We start from the raw sequence: 17152 nt of genomic DNA on the forward strand, positions 1-17152 counted from the left end.
AAAATTTCCAAACTAAATATTGCTACTTAATTTATTATTTATCAATACTTTATACAGAATTCAGGCATATGCAAAAATAAAGAATTTTATTCTGTAGCCTTTTGATAAGTTTTTTTAAATATTTCATAAATAAATAAAAATCAATCATTTACACTTTTTCAGAATGACATACAAAATTATGTTTTTATTGGCACTACAATAAAAAACATGGAATAAAAAGCATTTGACCATTAAGGAAACCAGAGAAACATTTAGATTTCTAAAATTCTATAGAAATTTATCAGATTTTCCTGAGGAGTTTTATCTTAATGTTTCTATGAACACAATTCTTCTCCGAGAGCCTTTATTAAGGTTCCTGATTTGTAAATAATTCAGTCGATTTCAGGAATAAGAAGGCCTGACTACCCAACTTTTTTTGTTAGTGGTACGAATTACCAGCCAATAGAAAAAGAACAACGAAAGTGCTACAATGACAACCGTTATACTCCAGTCAGGAATTATATTTTTAAGGTCAATCAGAAGTCCATCCTTTTCAAACTGGCCAAATCCAAATAAATTGGGAATCCTATACCAATAATAGCAAGATACAGCTGAAGCAGCAAATATATTAGTCAATATACGCTCATTGGCTTTGCTGACAAATCCGGAAACCACCAAATAAATCACTAAAGTGGTAATTAAACCAGCAAATGGAAGGTAATAATTTTGAATTAATTCTGAAAAAGAGCTAAAACCGGTAGCATCAGGCACTTGAAACCAACCCCAAACAAAGCCCGGAAAACCTCCTATCAACAACATGCCTGATATCTTCTGATAGATATTTTTCTGTACTATTTTTGGATGTACATTAGGAGTTGAATCAGGACAAGGAACTGAACATTTCACGCATGAATCACAATGAGCGTTGGGAAGTGAAATAAGTGTGTTTCCTCCATAAAGCTTTTCAACCGGATGAATGGGACAAAGGGATGAACACCAACCGCTTTTCCAATCATAAACAAAACCCATTGAAACACCGATAACAACTGCGATCATAAACATAATTGCGGTAGCTAAACCATTGTTATTTAAGAAAGCATGTCTGAGTGGGACTATTAAATATAAAGATAAAACTGAAATCAAAAACAGAATAGATTGTAATTCCACCGACATTTTTTTCTTTTTCGAAAGGTTAAAATGCCTTGGAAAAAGGTTAGTTGTGGCTAAAGGACATACATTTCGCCATACTCCTACCGACACAACCAGCAACAATGGAGCTATGGGAATAAGGATGTCCCAAAGCAAAGTCAAACCAATATTCGGATAAAAAATCAAAGCTAAAAATATTACGAGGCCAACTAAAAAAACGGCTGCTTGTACGATACGCCAGATAAGAATAGAGGAAGAAGAAAGTTCTTTTCCTGATTTGAATTGGGAATGTTCCATATTTGTAAAACTCGATGGTTTATTAAACCTGAAAAGTAGAAACAAAAAATAAAACATACACTGATGCAAGTCAGGAATGGGATTTATTTAAAAAAAACTTTTTAATAACCGCGGTTTTCTGTCAGAAATTTGTTGGAAATTGGTTTAACAGAAACCATACATTTTCAAAACAATTTATTTTCTATTGTTTCAAAAAAAAAATAAAGATAAATTCTTAGAAAGCTTTACTTACTTGTATCCACCAAATGATTAACCGCTCTTGCTGTCAATGCCATATAAGTTAGTGATGGGTTCTGACAAGGCGAAGATGGCAAACAAGCTCCATCCGTCACAATCACATTCCGGCAATCATGAACCTGGTTCCACTTGTTAAGAATTGATTCTTTTGGCTCATTTCCCATCCGGGCTGAGCCATATTCATGGATGGTTTTACCTGGAATTGGATTTTCATTGTAAGTGCCAACATATTTCATCCCGGCTGACTCCAGCAATTCTTTGGCTTTCTCGGCAGCATCAATCCTCATTTTTCGGGTATTTTCATCAAATTTTACATCTATCTCAATTTTAGGAATTCCAAGAGGATCTTTTTCGGTCTTGCTTAAAGTCATTTTGTTATCTTTATTGGGTAAAGATTCACAAATTGCCCAAAATCCTACTTCCCACGGACCGGCCTCAGACAAGCTTTTTTTGAAGTCGTGGCCAACACCGTCTATTTCAAATCCTTTTTTCCATGATTTTCTTTCTGAAAAACATTCATATGCATATCCTCTCAAAAAATCTTGTTTATCGTCTCCTACATTTCTGAATCTGGGAATATACATCGGATTGGGTTTTTGCCCGAAAGAAAAATGGTCAGAAGCAAACTCGGCGATTCCAAATGCCCCGGTGCTATCGGAATGGTCATTGAGATAATGACCCAAAACACCATTTGTATTTCCTAAACCATCTGGAAAATCAGTGCTGTTTGAATTTAGCAAAATGGCTGTAGAGGCAACAGCAGAGGCATTGATTGAAATAAATTTGCCATAAAACTCCGTTGATTCTTTGGTCTGGGTATCCACAATCCTTACACCTTTTGCATTTCTTTTTTCAGGATCAAAAATTACGCTCTCCACTGCCGAATGTGGTCTGATGGTCAGATTACCAGTAGCCAATGCAGCGGGAATAGCACCGGAATTGGAACTATAATATCCGCCATAAGGACAACCTCTCCTGCATTGATTTCTTGCCTGGCAAGGGCCACGGCCATTGTGTGCCCGCGTGAGAACCGCTGCACGTGCCTGAATGTACTTAATGTCTTTATACTGAGATTCTATCCTTTTTTTTACCTCTTTCTCCACGAAATTCATCTCAAAAGGAGGCATTAATATCTGGTCAGGAAGACTTGGTAATTCACAATTTTCACCACTTAAGCCTACAAATTTCTCGACATAATCATACCAGGGTTTAATATCGGCATATCTGATTGGCCAGTCGTTGCCATGTCCGTCTTTGAGATTGGCTTCAAAATCTAATTCACTATATCTGTAGCAATTTCGGTTCCAGAGCAGGGACTTCCCTCCTACCTGGTTGCCCCTGAACCAGTAAAATGGATTTTTCTGAATATAAGGCCAATTGGTATCCTTTACATAGAGCTTATGATTGTCCCGTCCAAACTCCCAGGCCTTTTGTTGAATTGGATAATCTTCCAACTCTTTGGCAGTAAGCTCGTTGTTATAATCCAATTCCCAGGGAGCTGAAAGTGCATTGGGATAATTGGGATGCACCATTTCGTTGCCTCGTTCGAGTAGCAAGGTTTTTAAACCTTTTTCACAAAATTCTTTAGCTGCCCATCCACCTGATATACCTGAGCCAACTACTATGGCATCGTATGTATGTTGATCTTTTCCTTTGCTCATGATTATTTCAGTTTATCCAGATTTTGCCCAATTCTGATTTCGATATATCTGCCCGATATTTACCGGGTACTGCCACATATTGAAAATTCTGCCTGATTGCTTTTTCATTCATAAAATATCCTTTTAAAACCATCACTTTCAATCCTTTAATAAAACTACGGTGATCACCTTTTTCATCCTGAGCCATTTGCCTGGTCAAACCTTTTGAAGTATCTCTTAAGCTAATTTTTAATGATTGCAAATGAGCTAAATATTTGACAAACATTTCCTGAAATGCCTTTTGTTGGGTTTCAGATGCCACATTTTTTAGAAACATATCCACAAAATGCGGTACCCCGGCTTCAATTGCCCCCAGCGTTTCTGATTTCGGTATAATAGTTTGACAAAGAATTCCCAGGGCTTTGAATTGTGATTTTTCGAAAAAATATTCAGAATTACCATTAAAAAAAACTTTAGAAAAACCATCGCCAGGTAAGGCTGTCACAAAACCAGCCTGAAGCAAAATTTCGATATATTTTCGACGTGTCATGGTGTTTGGAATTGTTTAAAAACAGTTGAATAATGACCTAAAATGAAAGGATTAAATTTCGTAATTTTTTATTAAAAAAAATAGATTTTTATAGAAAAAAATAAGGTCTGGATATGCTAAAAAATATATAAATGAATTTATCCAAAATGATTGAATAATTTTTTCTTTAACTTGTAAAAGTTTTTTATGGGTTTGAAAAAAGAGCACAAAATATTTCTCATTGTTGGATCCATGGCCATTATTTTTCCTGTGGTTTTGGTTTTCGGCGAGCGGATTATTTTCAATTCCGGAAAAAGATTTTTATCAATCAGTGATTATTACCATTCTCAATTCAGATACGTGTATTTGGGATTTATTGCTATCACTTCGGTTTTAATCTCTCAAATCAAAAGTTTTGAAAACCCAGGAAAAAATGTGGCACGTTTGGCTGGAATATTTGAACTGATTGCAATATTTTTTCCAACAATTGATAAAAATTCTACTGTGATTAATGCGTTTTCCGGGTTTTCTATTTATTCAAATATCATCCACAATTTATTCGCTTCTTTATTTTTTATATTAATCACATATATCAATTTTCATTTTTTGAGAATACCTTTCAAAAAAGCAAAAAAAACGATATTACCCGGGACATTTATTTTTATATCAACTATCATGTTGTTTAGTATGATTTTAGTCGCATCAGACTATTTTTTCCATAATTTACTCCCACAAAACTTGCGTCATTGGCCCTTTAAAATCATTTTCGAATGGATTTGGTTATGGTCAATGGGTATATCCTGGCTTATTTATTTTTTTAATATTAAAACAATAACCCACAAACAGAATTAGTTCTGGCTGAAGATTGAAATAATTTTTTCGGTTCCGTCATCAAAATATGCTTTGGCACCCACAATCCCGAATTTATGATTGAAAATGTATTCCAGTTTTTTAACCCCTGGTATTGACCTGCCGGTTTCAGTCACTTTCATTACTTTTATGTCTAAAAATCCCCAGGCATAGTCATTATCCGTTGACTTATAAGTGATTTCTCTTGTCACTTTTTTTCCATCAATTTTGTGGGTGTATTTGTCACCAACAGCTCCGTCATATTCAATTAAAGTAAAATTGCCGTCATCCAACACATTCTGAATTCCTTTGTCAGTTATTCTGAATTTTTTAGAAACAGAAATATTGGAGCCATTAATTTTAAAATCCGGGCTTGATTTAGCAAACTCTAACAACTTAGGGTCAGTTACTGACATACTACCGGAAATCGAACTCACACCGTCGTCTAATGTTTTGACTTCAGCCTTAAAAGCCGAAAGTCCGATAGATCCACCCAAATCGTACACATTTCCTACTTTTCCGCTTGCTACGGTAGTTCCACCAATATTTTCATCAGCTTTAATGTCAGAATCAATAAGCCCGCAAGAGGTAGCAATCAAAGCAGTTGTAATCAAAAAGACAAGTCTAGTTTTCATATATTCAGTTTTTTAATCCAAAACACTCTGTAAACAACTAAATATCAGATAATTTGACGAAACTAACAATGACAAATATCAGGAATTGGATAATTTAAAAAATAATATAATTGAATGAAAAAAGCCGGATTATGTTGATAATCCGGCTTTTTTCAAAACTAAATCAAACAAAATTAAACTACTTTTTCTTGGGCGGCGGGCAACAGTTGGTCATATACTCTTCCATAAATTTGGAATAAGCCTGAGGCGTAGCACTTGAATAATCCCCTGCATCAATTTTTGGATGAATCCGAGGGCAATCTGAGAAGAATTTTTTAAATTCTTTTTTATCAGTTTGAAATGCTTCCAACTGAAAAGCAAATTCTTTTCCGTTACGCTTGAAAAGAAGTTCATTTCCCGGGAAAATCTCCTGAAATAAGGTAATCTTTGTGCATACAGTAACTTCTTTTACCAAAGCATACCTTTTACCATCCGCAAATCCCATAACCTGAATCTGATATTGATCGCCGTTTTCAGCTTTCAATGACATGATATCACTCAAATCGATTTTCTTAGGTTTCTTTTTACCTGTAATCTCGACCTCCACTTTAGAATTTTCTATTTTATTGTCGCGTTTTAACTTCAACAATCCACCGGCAATTTGTGCCGCGGCAATATAACCGTTATTGGAAAGGTCAACCGTTTCAGGGTCAGAATTGTACCCCGGAAGGTATTCAAATGTAGGATTATCAAAAGTAAACTTCACATTTCCTGTTAATTCTTTATCGGTATCATATTTTACTGTAGCATTTTTGAATTCAATGCCTTCAAAATTATACTCAACCTGATCGGGTTGTTTTTGAATCGGTTCAATATTCTTAAAATCCTTTGAAAGGGTTTGATAGGCTTTAATTGCAGCTATTTCACTTTTGATTTCTAAATCCCGCATGGTCATACCGAGAATAGTCCTGTCATTGGCTTTAATGACAGGCAAAAGTTTCTCAGCATCTGTAAGTTTGTTTTGCAATATATAGGCAACCGCCATATTGAAACTTGCAGCAAGTTTAATATCCATCAGCCGGTCCTTTTCTTTAATCTTATTGTATTTTAGAAATGGCTTCCAGTAGTCAATAACACCATCAAGAACCGAATTCTGTTCACTTTTTTTGATATCTTGCAAGGCATCAAAAACTTCAACTGATTTACTAAATTCGGCCAAATCGGGAATTTTCTCAGTATCACTAAGATTGATAACAATAGTATTTAACTGTGGGCCGTAAGTATAATAATAATTAAACTCCATTATGAGTTTGTCATAAATATACTTGAGAAGAGTGTTTGCATTTTGTCCCAGTTTAAGTTTTTTATTTATCACATAAGCTTTGGTAACCGGCTCCATATATCTTGAGTAAATCAATTGATTGTCGGCATCCAGCACTTTCACATTTGCTTTTAATCCAACTAGCATTGATTTATCGTCGTCAACCTCCGAATAACCGTTAAACTGGAATTCTTCAACATCAAAAGTTATTTTAAACTCCCCATCCTTTTTTAGTTTCATGCCACCTCCAATTGTTACGGATTGGTCAGCAAACTTGTTGGGATCAAAGGGTTGTTTGTTGTCTTCAAAAAACTTTTTGAGCTTAGGTGTATATGTAAATGTTGAATTATAACTTACATAATCAATATATTTTTCAGAAAAAGGCTTTACAGTACCTGCAGAATAGAAATACTTGTTTTTTCTTTTCTGTGCATTTGCCACAAAAGTGGTCAATATCAATAAAAAAATAATTTTTAATTTCATTTTAAAGGAGAATTATGGGTAGAATTCAATTTAGTTTTTTTGAAAATATCAACCAGAATCTGAGCATTTTCCGCTAATTTCTCTCCGTCTTTTTTATCGTAATCATTTTCTATCAATCCTTCAGCCTGAATTATTGCGAGATCGGGTTTATCCAGATAATAATACAATTTTGACAAATTATAGAAAGCACCATACCTCAGCTTTTTATCTGCCTTTTCATCGGTTTTGTATTTTGATTTTATTGATTCAAAATATTCGATTATAGGTTCTAAATTTTCTCTCAAAGCATCGATGGGTTCATCGGCCTTCATTTCAGCAAAAAGCATTTTCACAGCTTGGGCAGCATCTTGTTGAGCCTGATATTCGGGATGACTCTTCGTGTCAACAATCCAAAGATATTCTGTCTCAGCCACTGGTCTGAAACCGAAATAATAGTTACCAAGGTCTGTTGATCTTCTGGCACTTTCATCCACAAAAGCCCTCAAAAGTTTGTCAGAAATGCTACTTTGGCTGGCTTTGAAAAAATCAACGGCTTTCGAAGACGTCTCATATTTATCGGTGGAGTACCTTCTGCTGGAAGGAAGATTCTCCACTTTAAAATCGGCATCACTTTTTGCCTGAGCATTAAGATTAGTTTTTGCCAGAAATCTGTTTGTTGCTACTTTTTCTTCTTTTTGTTTCTGAGCGTCAATTTCTTTTTGGGTCAGTTCTTTTGGACTAAAAGGCCCTGATATTTTGATTCTTCCATCCTGACGATACTCGGCATTAATAAAATACTGGGCAGTACGGCTAATTACTTTTCCCGATTTGTCTTTATTTTCATTTACTTCTTCCTGCAATTTTGAACTGATAAGCGAAAAATCAATTAAGTCGAGATTGATTGTAACGGTCGGGTTATCTGCAGTCTTTTTCCAACCATTGATGTTAATTTTTTGATTTAAAACATTTTCATCTACATAGGATTTTACAGATGGACCCAGTGTGCTGGTAACCTGAAATGTTCTTTTGTCAAGCGGAACATTTTCAACTGGTAGTACCTGAAATCTAACTTCGAATTTTGACTTATCCAGATCGACTTTCTGTGAGAATAATGAAGTGGAAATAAGAGAACCTAAAACAAGTATTGTGATTTTTTTCATTTTATAAAAATTATATGTTGGTTTACAAAAATAGTTACATATTCATATTTGGGGGTTTAAAAAACATTTTTTTTAGTTTAAAAAAACTAATTAACAATTACATTTTTCAAGAATTTTGTTATAAGTATCTGATATTTAAATATTTAAAAAATTCAATATGTATCCTTCAAATTCATAACCTTCACGTCTTTTTCCGAAAATGAAATTCCATTTTTTACTTTTACTACCTTTTTTTCTCCGGGTAATAAATCGAAATAGTTGTCGCTAAAGACATTTATACCACCTGGAATTGAAAGCCACACGTACCGGGCAAGCTTATCGGTGCTGATTTCTAAAGTGCTGGAATCGAGTTTCTTTATCGAAATTTTTGGTGAAGGCAATTTCTGATTTTTGGGATTTGTAAAGTAAAATGTATTTACTGCCAAAGTTTTGCCGCCTAAAGTTAAGCTAACTTCCATCAAGGTTTTTTCAGGAGCAAATTTTGAAACCAAAGCCTCCCAGTCAAAGGTCTTAATCACAGCACTACTATTGGAAGGAATTTTAATATTTTGGGTGATTTGTTCCAGATTTTTCCCATCAAAATCCCGAAATTTGACATTCAAAATGGCATTAATTACCTTATAGTCGTCTGAAATTGCATATATTTTCAAATCATTTCCTTCTTTGAAAACCGATACCATTTGGGGTTCAAAGGCTTTTTTCGCCATATATTGCATGGCTTTCCATCTTCCATAATAATCCATACTGCTCCAGCTTGCCACCGGCCAGCAGTCATCAATTTGCCAGAATAATGTCCCCATACAATAAGGCATGGCACGACGATGGGCCTCAATCGCCATTCTGATTCCCTCTGCCTGCAGGACTTGACCTACATAGAGAAAATCTTCAAATTTTTCAGGGATTATAAACCTGTCTTTCATGTAATAAGTTATCGTTCCATTGCCAATTGAAGACCGCTGGTGGGCTTTCATCACTTCAGATTCAATATTGTAATCTTCCGGCAAAGCATACGTTTTTACAGTTTCTAATTCGGGAAATGACTGAAAACCATATTCACTCATAAAAGGGAAAACATTGTCATTGTATCCTTCAAAGGGTACTTTTCCCCACCAAACACCCCAATAGTGCTGGTCGCCGCGAGCTTTGTCCACACTGTTGGTCATGTCATAATTTTTGCCGTTGGGACTGCTGGACCAATAAAATTTTTCGGGATCATTGGCAAATACCGCTGAAGGCAATATCTGATGATAAATATCCTGATACATATAATAAAACTCCAGAGAATCTTTTTTGGTAGGAAAAACAGGTGCTTTTTCACCCCAAAAACCTCCTGTCATAAAGCCAATGATTTCATTGTTACCACACCAAAGTGCCATTGAAGGGTGATTTCTGAGCCTTTTTACCTGATATTCAGCTTCCGTAGCTATCGATTTTTTCAATTCTACCAATGGAGGATGCATAGCACAGGCAAACATAAAATCCTGCCAAACCAAAATGCCTTTTTCATCACACAGATCGTAAAAAACATCATTTTCATATATACCCCCGCCCCAAACTCTCAGCATATTCATGTGGCTTTCTGCCACGGTATTTATCACATGAGCATATCGTTCGTGTGTGACTCTTGGAAGAAAATTATCCTGAGGAATGTAGTTGGCACCTTTCATAAATACAGGCTTACCATTTACTTTAAAATAGAAGGATTGCCCCTGGCTGCCATTTTCCTGTACTACTTCAATTGTACGAAAGCCTTTTTTAATTGTCTTATTATCAACAATTTCATTCCCATTTTTCAGCAACACTTTAAAATTGTAAAGTTTCTGTTTTCCCATTTCGTTGGGCCACCAAAGCTCTACATTTTTCATATCAAAACGGAGATTTATCTGGTTTTGACCTTTGGTCAACAGCACCTCTTTTTTTAAAATTGGCTTGTTTTCCGCCCAAACTTCAACTGTGGAATTCATTTTACCTGCGGCATTCAGGGTAAGCTGCATTTCATTTTCGGCCTGTTGATTTTTCAACGACAGTTGTTTCAAAAATACATCATCAATTTTTACATCATTCCAGGCATTTAAATGTACAGATTTCCAAATTCCAGAAGTCACAAATCTGGGACCCCAATCCCAACCATAATGGAAACCGGCTTTGCGTGAATAGGTCGAAACTTTGACATCGGCCTGGTCATTGGAGCTCACAGGTACCACATAACCCAAAGATTTGTACTCAGGCAACACGGCCTTTATCGGCGACTTAAAATAAACTCTCAGTGTATTTTCTCCTGATTTAAGGTATCGCTTTACGTCTGATTTCCAGGCAAGAAACATGTTGTCGGCTGTGAGTACTTTTTGACCATTAATAAAAACATCTGCATAGGTATCAAGCCCTTCAAATTCAATTTCAATATTTTGTTTTTTCAGAAAATCTTCGGTCACAGAAAATGTCGTTTGGTATTCCCAATCTTCTTTATCGATCCATTGCAGGTCTTTTTCGTTGGTTCTGAAAAATGGTTCTTCTATTTTCTTGTTGGCCAGTAAATCGGTATGAACGGTTCCGGGAACTGTTGCGGGAAGCCAGACAGACTCTCCTAATTTTTTAAATTTCCAATCGTTTTTATCCAAAATTATTTTTTGGGCAAAAACATTGATTGTAAGCAAATTAATAATAAAAAAAATAAAAAATGGAATGTTTTTTTTGAATTGAAATTTCTTTGAAGAGCTTATCATTTTTAGCAAAGTTTTTACTATTCAAATCTCAGATTAATATTTTCTTCAAAAAAATACTTTAGTCATATTAATAAAAAGGAATTTGTGATTTTGGATTGAATCAATAAGTTAAAGAGAGTAAAAATCCCCATTATCATCGAATAAAAACACGGATACGTCAAATAATACAATTATTGATATATTTTTTCTGTAATTTTCGGAGAGAATAAATAATCAAACCTTAAATATCAGAATGAAAAGAAATAATTTCTACAAAATTGGTCTGCTCGCACTCTATTTTTTCCTTAATCTTACGGTTTTTGCTCAAAAAAAATGGGGCGGCATGACCCTATACACTGTTAGAAATGAGATGGGCAAAGACCCTAAAGCCACTTTGAAAGCGGTTGCCGATATGGGTTACAAATACATTGAAGCGGTGGACTACAACAAAGGGAAGTTTTATGGAATGACGCCTTTGGAGTTTAAAGCTTACGCCAAAAGCCTGGGTCTAAAACCCATCAGTGTACACATGGGAATGATGACCACCAGCAATGCGGACGAACTCATCGCCGATGTAAAAACGGCCGGATTTAAGTATTTTGTGGCACCGGTACCTCCGATGGGGATGTTTAAGTTTGACCCAAAAACACGGTCTCTTACCATGACTCAGGACCTGGATAAACTGGTAGGAGTATTGGACACCATCGCCAGAAAAGTGGATGCAGCCGGACTAAAGTTTTTGTATCATAATCATTCTTTTGAATTTGAGAAAAACTCCAACGGTATAGTCCCAATCGATTATATGCTTGAAAAATTGGACCCGAAATTTGTGAATTTTCAAATGGATTTATACTGGGTTGCCAAAGCTGGAGTTGACCCTGTAAGCTATTTCGAAAAGAATCCCGGCAGATTTAAGATTTGGCATGTAAAAGACATGGATACTGAAGGACGTTTTGCACCTGTGGGAAAAGGGACAATTGATTTTGGCAGGATTCTTAAAAATGCTAAACTTTCAGGCATGAAATATTATATTGTAGAACAAGACATGGTTTTTGATGGCATGGACCCTATGGAGGCCACCAGATTGAGTCGGGAAGGATTGATAAAATTTGGCTTTAAATAAGAAATCTATATTCATTATTAAAAACAGGGTTCAGAACTGAACTCTGTTTTTTTATATTAAAAATTTCAATTTCAGAATTAAAGTTCTTTGCCTGCCTGTATTAAAATTATCATCGCTTACTAGATACAAAATCTTTTCATCAGCCTCGTTTTCACCCCAGGTCATACCTTCCATATTATCAGGTTTAAGACTTTTTTGTCCGTACAAAAATTGATTATTAACAGAAAAATCAAAAAGCTCATTCTTAATAAAAACATTCCCTGGATCTGGCAAAGTGGCCGAAAAAAGTTTGATTGTATTTTGCTTTCCATCAAAACATCGTTCCAATACCAGAAGCCGGTCATTGTCTAAAGGAAGTATCTCCGAAATTCCATTTCCAAGATTAGCATTTGCAGTATTATCGGGGTTCAAACATGATTTTGGATCAAAGGGATAAAGAAAATTCGATTTCTGATCAGAATTATAGTTGTTTTTGGAATAATCGAAAGGCAATTTAAAAAATGGTACCATACCATTTAAGGAAGATTCAAAAGCAAACCACAAGTTATATTTTCCATCAAAACAAAGGCTTTCAATTCCACGGTTATCAGCAGTAAACTCGGAGTTATTCATCGAAAAAGACAGCAGTTGATTGGGTTGATTGTTTTCATTCAAATAACCTACACCAGTAGAGTCATCCCTTTCAAAAGCATAAAAAATCTTTCGGGATAAAGTATCAAATCTTATCGATTCAGCATTTTTAACGTTAAAGAATTTGAATGCTCCGGAAATAATACCCATTGTATCCATCTTAAAAAGATAGGAATTTTCAGAAGGGTCGGTTTTAAAGGATCTGTCAGATATCAAATAGAAACCATTGGCAAAATATTCAAGGCCTGAAATGCCACCAAACTGAACTTCATCAGGTATTCCTGTTTTAATATTTCCCGGCAAAAGAAAAACTGAATCCACCCCAATGAATTCAAAATGAGGAGTTTTTTGACCGAAAATCTCAGTTGAAAAAAGCAGAATAAACAAAATAATTTTCTTCATAAAAAATGCACACCCCTTTTGAATTATTCAGGATGTGCAATTTATTGGCAAAGAATCAGAAAACCTAAAAGGATTAATCTGGAATTAAATAAAAACTAATATTTGGAACAGAAAACAATGTGAATTTAATGTTAAAACCCGGTTTAAAAAAGCACAAAAAAGGTACGATTTTGAAAAAAACCAATTCCTTAATATTACAATTGGTGTGGTTTGAATCTAGAGCTAAAGGCAAAAGAACAGGCTTACAGGAATTGACAACTGTCAAAAAAAATCAAGGAATATTATTGAATCCTGCCTTATATTATTTTAACTATCACAATTGGTCATGAAATTTTTACATTTTCTTCAAATAAAAAACAAAATCAAAAGACTTTATACTTTTTATTCTTCAGACCTACATATTCTGATTATTCTTAAAAAAAGCATTTCATTTAGGCCAATCAGATTCGCTAAAAAGCCTTTAACAAACTAATTTTCAATTATTTAAATATCTAAAACTAATTTTAGTGAGGACAGATATTCTAAATAGCTAACAATTCATAAATATGTCTAATCAAAAAACCCCCATTTATATAATGAGGGATTTAAAAACTATCTTCTTCTACTTCCTGAATTTTGACTATGACTCCTTCTATTATAGTTGCCCCGATAGTTACTTCCTTCATTTCTGTTGCGATGGGGGTTAGACCTGTAATATTCATTGCGAGATCTGTGGTGGTTATAATGGTGTGGTGCTCTGTTATAATACACTCTAGGTGGTGGTGCCACATATACACGGTTTGTGTAACCATACCTGGGACCATAATATCCGTATCTATAATAACAGCCGGAATTTGCCATTGCCAATACAATAATCAAAAGTCCAAAAACTGAAGTCCTGAATAATTTCTTTATATTCATCATTATTAATAAATATTTAATTTTTAAAAATTATAATAAATAGATGTTTTTAAAATTTAAACGTTGTATAAAGAGATGTTAATGGATTGTTAAATAAAAGATTGCACTAGTTTTAATTATTCTTATTGAAAATTTCAGGCGAGAAATCGGAAACCTCTACTTAATCATATTAAAAACTATTATTATATGATAAATATCAAGGTAGAAATAATTAAAATACATTACCTTTATTGAATGGTAGTAAAAAACAAATTCAAAATATTAAGTCCACATATTTCTTCAGAAAAAAAATATCCCTATTTCACATTTTTTGAAAAAATAAAAAAACATTTTTTGAAATTTTAAAATTTTTATTTTTGAAATTTTAATATAAATAACTGTATTTTAGATATTTACAAAATTGAAATTTTATTTTTTTCTTTTTTTTTAAAGATAAATTAACATTTGTCATTTATTTATTTAAAAAAAAATTGTTACTTTAAAAATCTTTTGCATTGAAAAGATTAAAATTATTCCCATTAAAATTTTGAATTTGTTCTAAGCTAATTATTAAAAATGAAAAATAAAACTACTGAAAAAACACCGTTTTTTTCCGAATCTGAAGTGCTACAAGAGTGCCTTTCCTATTTCAATCAAGATGAGCTCGCCGCTACTACCTGGATGAAAAAATATGCTATGCGTGATGCATTGGGAAATTATATCGAAAAATCACCGGTAGATATGCACCGCAGAATGGCAGGTGAGTTTGCCAGAATAGAAAAAAATCTGGAAAGCAAAAAAAATGAAGGTCTTTCTGAATACGGTTTAAAAAGATCTGAACTTAACGAAGGCAGAATATTTGATCTTTTTGACAAATTCAAATATGTGATACCTCAGGGTAGCGTAATGTCGTCGCTGGGAAATACTTCGGTCATCGCCTCTTTGTCAAATTGCGTGGTTATACCACCTGTATATGACTCCTATGGTGGTATTATCCATACCGACGAACATCTGGCTCAACTTTTTAAACGCAGATGTGGTGTGGGTGTTGACATTTCCAATCTCAGACCTAAACATTCTTTCGTAACCAACTCTGCCGGTACTACCACAGGTGCGGTTTCGTTTATGGACAGGTTTTCAAACACCACCCGTGAAGTAGCACAAAATGGTCGAAGAGGTGCTTTGATGTTGACGATGGATATAGCACATCCCGATATTGAGGATTTTATTCTTATCAAGCAGGACCTCAATAAAGTAACCGGAGCCAATATCTCGGTGAGATTGTCAGATGAATTTATGACTGCAGTAAAAAATGATACCATTTTTACGCATCGTTGGCCAATCGATAGCCCTCAACCTAAATATACCAAAACTATTAAAGCCAGAGAATTGTGGAATACCATAATTCAATGTGCCCATAATACCGCTGAACCCGGCCTGATTTTCTGGGATCGCCAACACAAATATTCAACTTCGTCTATATATCCCGGTTTCAAAAATGATTCAACCAATCCTTGTTCAGAAATTGCGATGCAAGGTGGAGATAGTTGCAGATTGATTGCGGTTAATCTTTTTGGATTTATTAAAAATCCTTTTCATAAAAATGCGGAATTTGATTATGATAAATTTTACGAAGTAGTTTATGAGGCACAGCGACTTAATGACGACCTTGTTGAGCTCGAACTGGAAGCTGTTGACAGGATTATTGGTAAAATTGACTCTGACAACGAACCTGATGCGATAAAACGCAACGAAAAAGAGATTTGGGAACTGCTAAAAACTACCGGTAAAAAAGGAAGACGCACAGGACTTGGCTTTACCGCCCTTGCCGATGCCATCGCTTCACTAGGTTTTGGATATAGCTCACAAGATGCCCTTGATTTTACTGAGAAAATGATGCAAACCAAGCTTAGGGCTGAGTTTGACAGTTCTATTGACATGGCAATAGAAAGAGGACAGTTTTCGGCATGGGATCCGGTTTATGAAAACAAATCAGAGTTTGTTCAGATGATCCAAAAAGAATTCCCTGAACTGTACAACAGAATGATGAAATACGGTCGCAGGAATATTTCTTTAAGCACTGTGGCACCAACGGGTACTTTGAGTATGCTTGCTCAGACCTCCTCCGGTATAGAGCCGGTATTTTTGATGGGTTATAAACGCCGCAGAAAAGTAAACCCTAATGACCCCAATGTAAAAGTGGCATTTGTTGATGAAATGGGGGATTCGTTTGAAGAATTTGACGTTTGGCATCACAAAATAGCCGAATGGATGGAGGTTACCGGACAAAAAGACGCTTCAAAAAGCCCTTATGCAGGTTCAACATCACCTGAAATCGACTGGATGAAACGCGTAGAAATGCAATCTTTGGTTCAAAAATATACCACGCATAGTATCAGTTCCACCATAAACCTTCCCAATGACGTAAGTGTAGATAAAGTAGGTGAAATTTACATGGAATCGTGGGAAAAAGGATTAAAGGGTATTACTGTTTACCGCGATGGCTCCAGATCAGGTGTTTTGATCAGTAATGATGAGAAACCTAAGGATGAAACCAAAGAGGAGGCAATTGAAAACACTATGAGTTTGCATCCACCCAAACGACCTTCCAGAATCGAAGCAGATGTAATCAGATTCCAGAATGAATATGAGAAATGGCTGGCAGTCATAGGTATGATTGATGGTATTCCTTACGAAATATTTACCGGAAAAATGGAAGATGCGTTTAACCTTCCGGCTTATGTAAATAATGGATGGGTTTTAAAACGTAAAGACGACGACGAAGAAACTTCAAGATATGATTTTCAATACATTGATAAAGAAGGCTATAGAGTTACCATTGAGGGTCTCAGCCGCTCATTTGACAAAGAATATTGGAACTATGCCAAATTGATTTCAGGAATTTTGCGTCATGGTATGCCGATAAAATATCTGGTTGACCTTATTAACGGTCTGAATATGTATGACGACAATATCAATACCTGGAAAAACGGTGTTGCAAGGTCATTGAAACGCTATATTCCGGATGGAACAGTAGCAGATAAAAAATGCTCACATTGCGGAGACCCGGAAGGGTTGGTTTATGAAGAAGGCTGTTTGCACTGTAAAAGTTGCGGATATAGCCGTTGTTGATAAATTTCTAAATTAAAAAAAAGACCTTTCGGAATCTACGAAAGGTC

Annotated in this window: 11 protein-coding genes; 2 read left to right on the plus strand and 9 right to left on the minus strand. The window is 35.0% G+C overall.

The genetic code is table 11. From position 1 onward, the window contains the following. Positions 1 to 381 precede the first annotated feature (381 nt). The 7 genes from IPP61_20890 to IPP61_20920 all read right to left on the minus strand — a co-directional run bounded on the left by IPP61_20890 (position 382) and on the right by IPP61_20920 (position 10855). Positions 382 to 1425, minus strand: a complete 1044-nt coding sequence (locus IPP61_20890; GenBank protein MBL0327579.1) for a ferredoxin — start codon at positions 1423 to 1425, stop codon at positions 382 to 384. A gap of 224 nt (positions 1426 to 1649) precedes the next feature. Further along, positions 1650 to 3323 (minus strand): GMC family oxidoreductase, encoded by a 1674-nt coding sequence (locus IPP61_20895; protein MBL0327580.1) that lies wholly within the window; start codon positions 3321 to 3323, stop codon positions 1650 to 1652. A gap of 7 nt (positions 3324 to 3330) precedes the next feature. Further along, positions 3331 to 3852: a gluconate 2-dehydrogenase subunit 3 family protein gene (locus tag IPP61_20900; protein ID MBL0327581.1), complete on the minus strand. Its 522-nt coding sequence runs from the start codon at positions 3850 to 3852 to the stop codon at positions 3331 to 3333. A gap of 827 nt (positions 3853 to 4679) precedes the next feature. Further along, positions 4680 to 5315 (minus strand): hypothetical protein, encoded by a 636-nt coding sequence (locus tag IPP61_20905; protein ID MBL0327582.1) that lies wholly within the window; start codon positions 5313 to 5315, stop codon positions 4680 to 4682. A gap of 178 nt (positions 5316 to 5493) precedes the next feature. Continuing rightward, a complete protein-coding gene (locus IPP61_20910) occupies positions 5494 to 7098 on the minus strand; it encodes a hypothetical protein (GenBank protein MBL0327583.1) in 1605 nt (534 codons plus the stop codon). After that, on the minus strand, positions 7095 to 8237 hold the full coding sequence (locus IPP61_20915) for a hypothetical protein (GenBank protein ID MBL0327584.1): 1143 nt from the start codon (positions 8235 to 8237) through the stop codon (positions 7095 to 7097). Before IPP61_20915 ends, IPP61_20910 begins: the two co-directional genes overlap by 4 nt. A 152-nt stretch (positions 8238 to 8389) precedes the next feature. After that, the gene (locus IPP61_20920; protein ID MBL0327585.1) at positions 8390 to 10855 is read right to left on the minus strand and encodes a glycoside hydrolase family 2 protein; all 2466 of its coding nucleotides are present in this window, start codon (positions 10853 to 10855) and stop codon (positions 8390 to 8392) included. A 337-nt stretch (positions 10856 to 11192) separates the two neighbouring features. Here IPP61_20920 and IPP61_20925 point away from each other — a divergent pair, with 337 nt between their 5' ends. Further along, positions 11193 to 12062, plus strand: coding sequence for a sugar phosphate isomerase/epimerase (locus IPP61_20925; protein MBL0327586.1), 870 nt, complete (start codon positions 11193 to 11195; stop codon positions 12060 to 12062). Positions 12063 to 12113: 51 nt separating this feature from the next. Here the strand turns inward: IPP61_20925 and IPP61_20930 are convergent, their stop codons facing one another. Together IPP61_20930 and IPP61_20935 are read right to left on the minus strand one after the other, a co-directional pair. Further along, complete coding sequence (locus tag IPP61_20930; protein ID MBL0327587.1) at positions 12114 to 13094, minus strand: esterase-like activity of phytase family protein; 981 nt, start codon at positions 13092 to 13094, stop codon at positions 12114 to 12116. A gap of 591 nt (positions 13095 to 13685) precedes the next feature. Continuing rightward, positions 13686 to 13997: a hypothetical protein gene (locus IPP61_20935; protein MBL0327588.1), complete on the minus strand. Its 312-nt coding sequence runs from the start codon at positions 13995 to 13997 to the stop codon at positions 13686 to 13688. Positions 13998 to 14549: 552 nt separating this feature from the next. Between IPP61_20935 and IPP61_20940 the strand changes: the two genes are divergently transcribed. Next, the gene (locus tag IPP61_20940; GenBank protein MBL0327589.1) at positions 14550 to 17105 is read left to right on the plus strand and encodes an adenosylcobalamin-dependent ribonucleoside-diphosphate reductase; all 2556 of its coding nucleotides are present in this window, start codon (positions 14550 to 14552) and stop codon (positions 17103 to 17105) included. The last annotated feature ends 47 nt before the right edge of the window (positions 17106 to 17152 follow it).

It is taken from the genome of Cytophagaceae bacterium, from assembly GCA_016722655.1.
GTDB lineage: Bacteria > Bacteroidota > Bacteroidia > Cytophagales > Spirosomataceae > Leadbetterella.

Coding starts and splice junctions, on each gene's coding strand:
- IPP61_20890 (MBL0327579.1), bottom strand. CDS start 1,425: ATGGAACATTCCCAATTCAAATCAGGAAAAGAACTTTCTTCTTCCTCT.
- IPP61_20895 (MBL0327580.1), bottom strand. CDS start 3,323: ATGAGCAAAGGAAAAGATCAACATACATACGATGCCATAGTAGTTGGC.
- IPP61_20900 (MBL0327581.1), bottom strand. CDS start 3,852: ATGACACGTCGAAAATATATCGAAATTTTGCTTCAGGCTGGTTTTGTG.
- IPP61_20905 (MBL0327582.1), bottom strand. CDS start 5,315: ATGAAAACTAGACTTGTCTTTTTGATTACAACTGCTTTGATTGCTACC.
- IPP61_20910 (MBL0327583.1), bottom strand. CDS start 7,098: ATGAAATTAAAAATTATTTTTTTATTGATATTGACCACTTTTGTGGCA.
- IPP61_20915 (MBL0327584.1), bottom strand. CDS start 8,237: ATGAAAAAAATCACAATACTTGTTTTAGGTTCTCTTATTTCCACTTCA.
- IPP61_20925 (MBL0327586.1), top strand. CDS start 11,193: ATGAAAAGAAATAATTTCTACAAAATTGGTCTGCTCGCACTCTATTTT.
- IPP61_20930 (MBL0327587.1), bottom strand. CDS start 13,094: ATGAAGAAAATTATTTTGTTTATTCTGCTTTTTTCAACTGAGATTTTC.
- IPP61_20935 (MBL0327588.1), bottom strand. CDS start 13,997: ATGATGAATATAAAGAAATTATTCAGGACTTCAGTTTTTGGACTTTTG.
- IPP61_20940 (MBL0327589.1), top strand. CDS start 14,550: ATGAAAAATAAAACTACTGAAAAAACACCGTTTTTTTCCGAATCTGAA.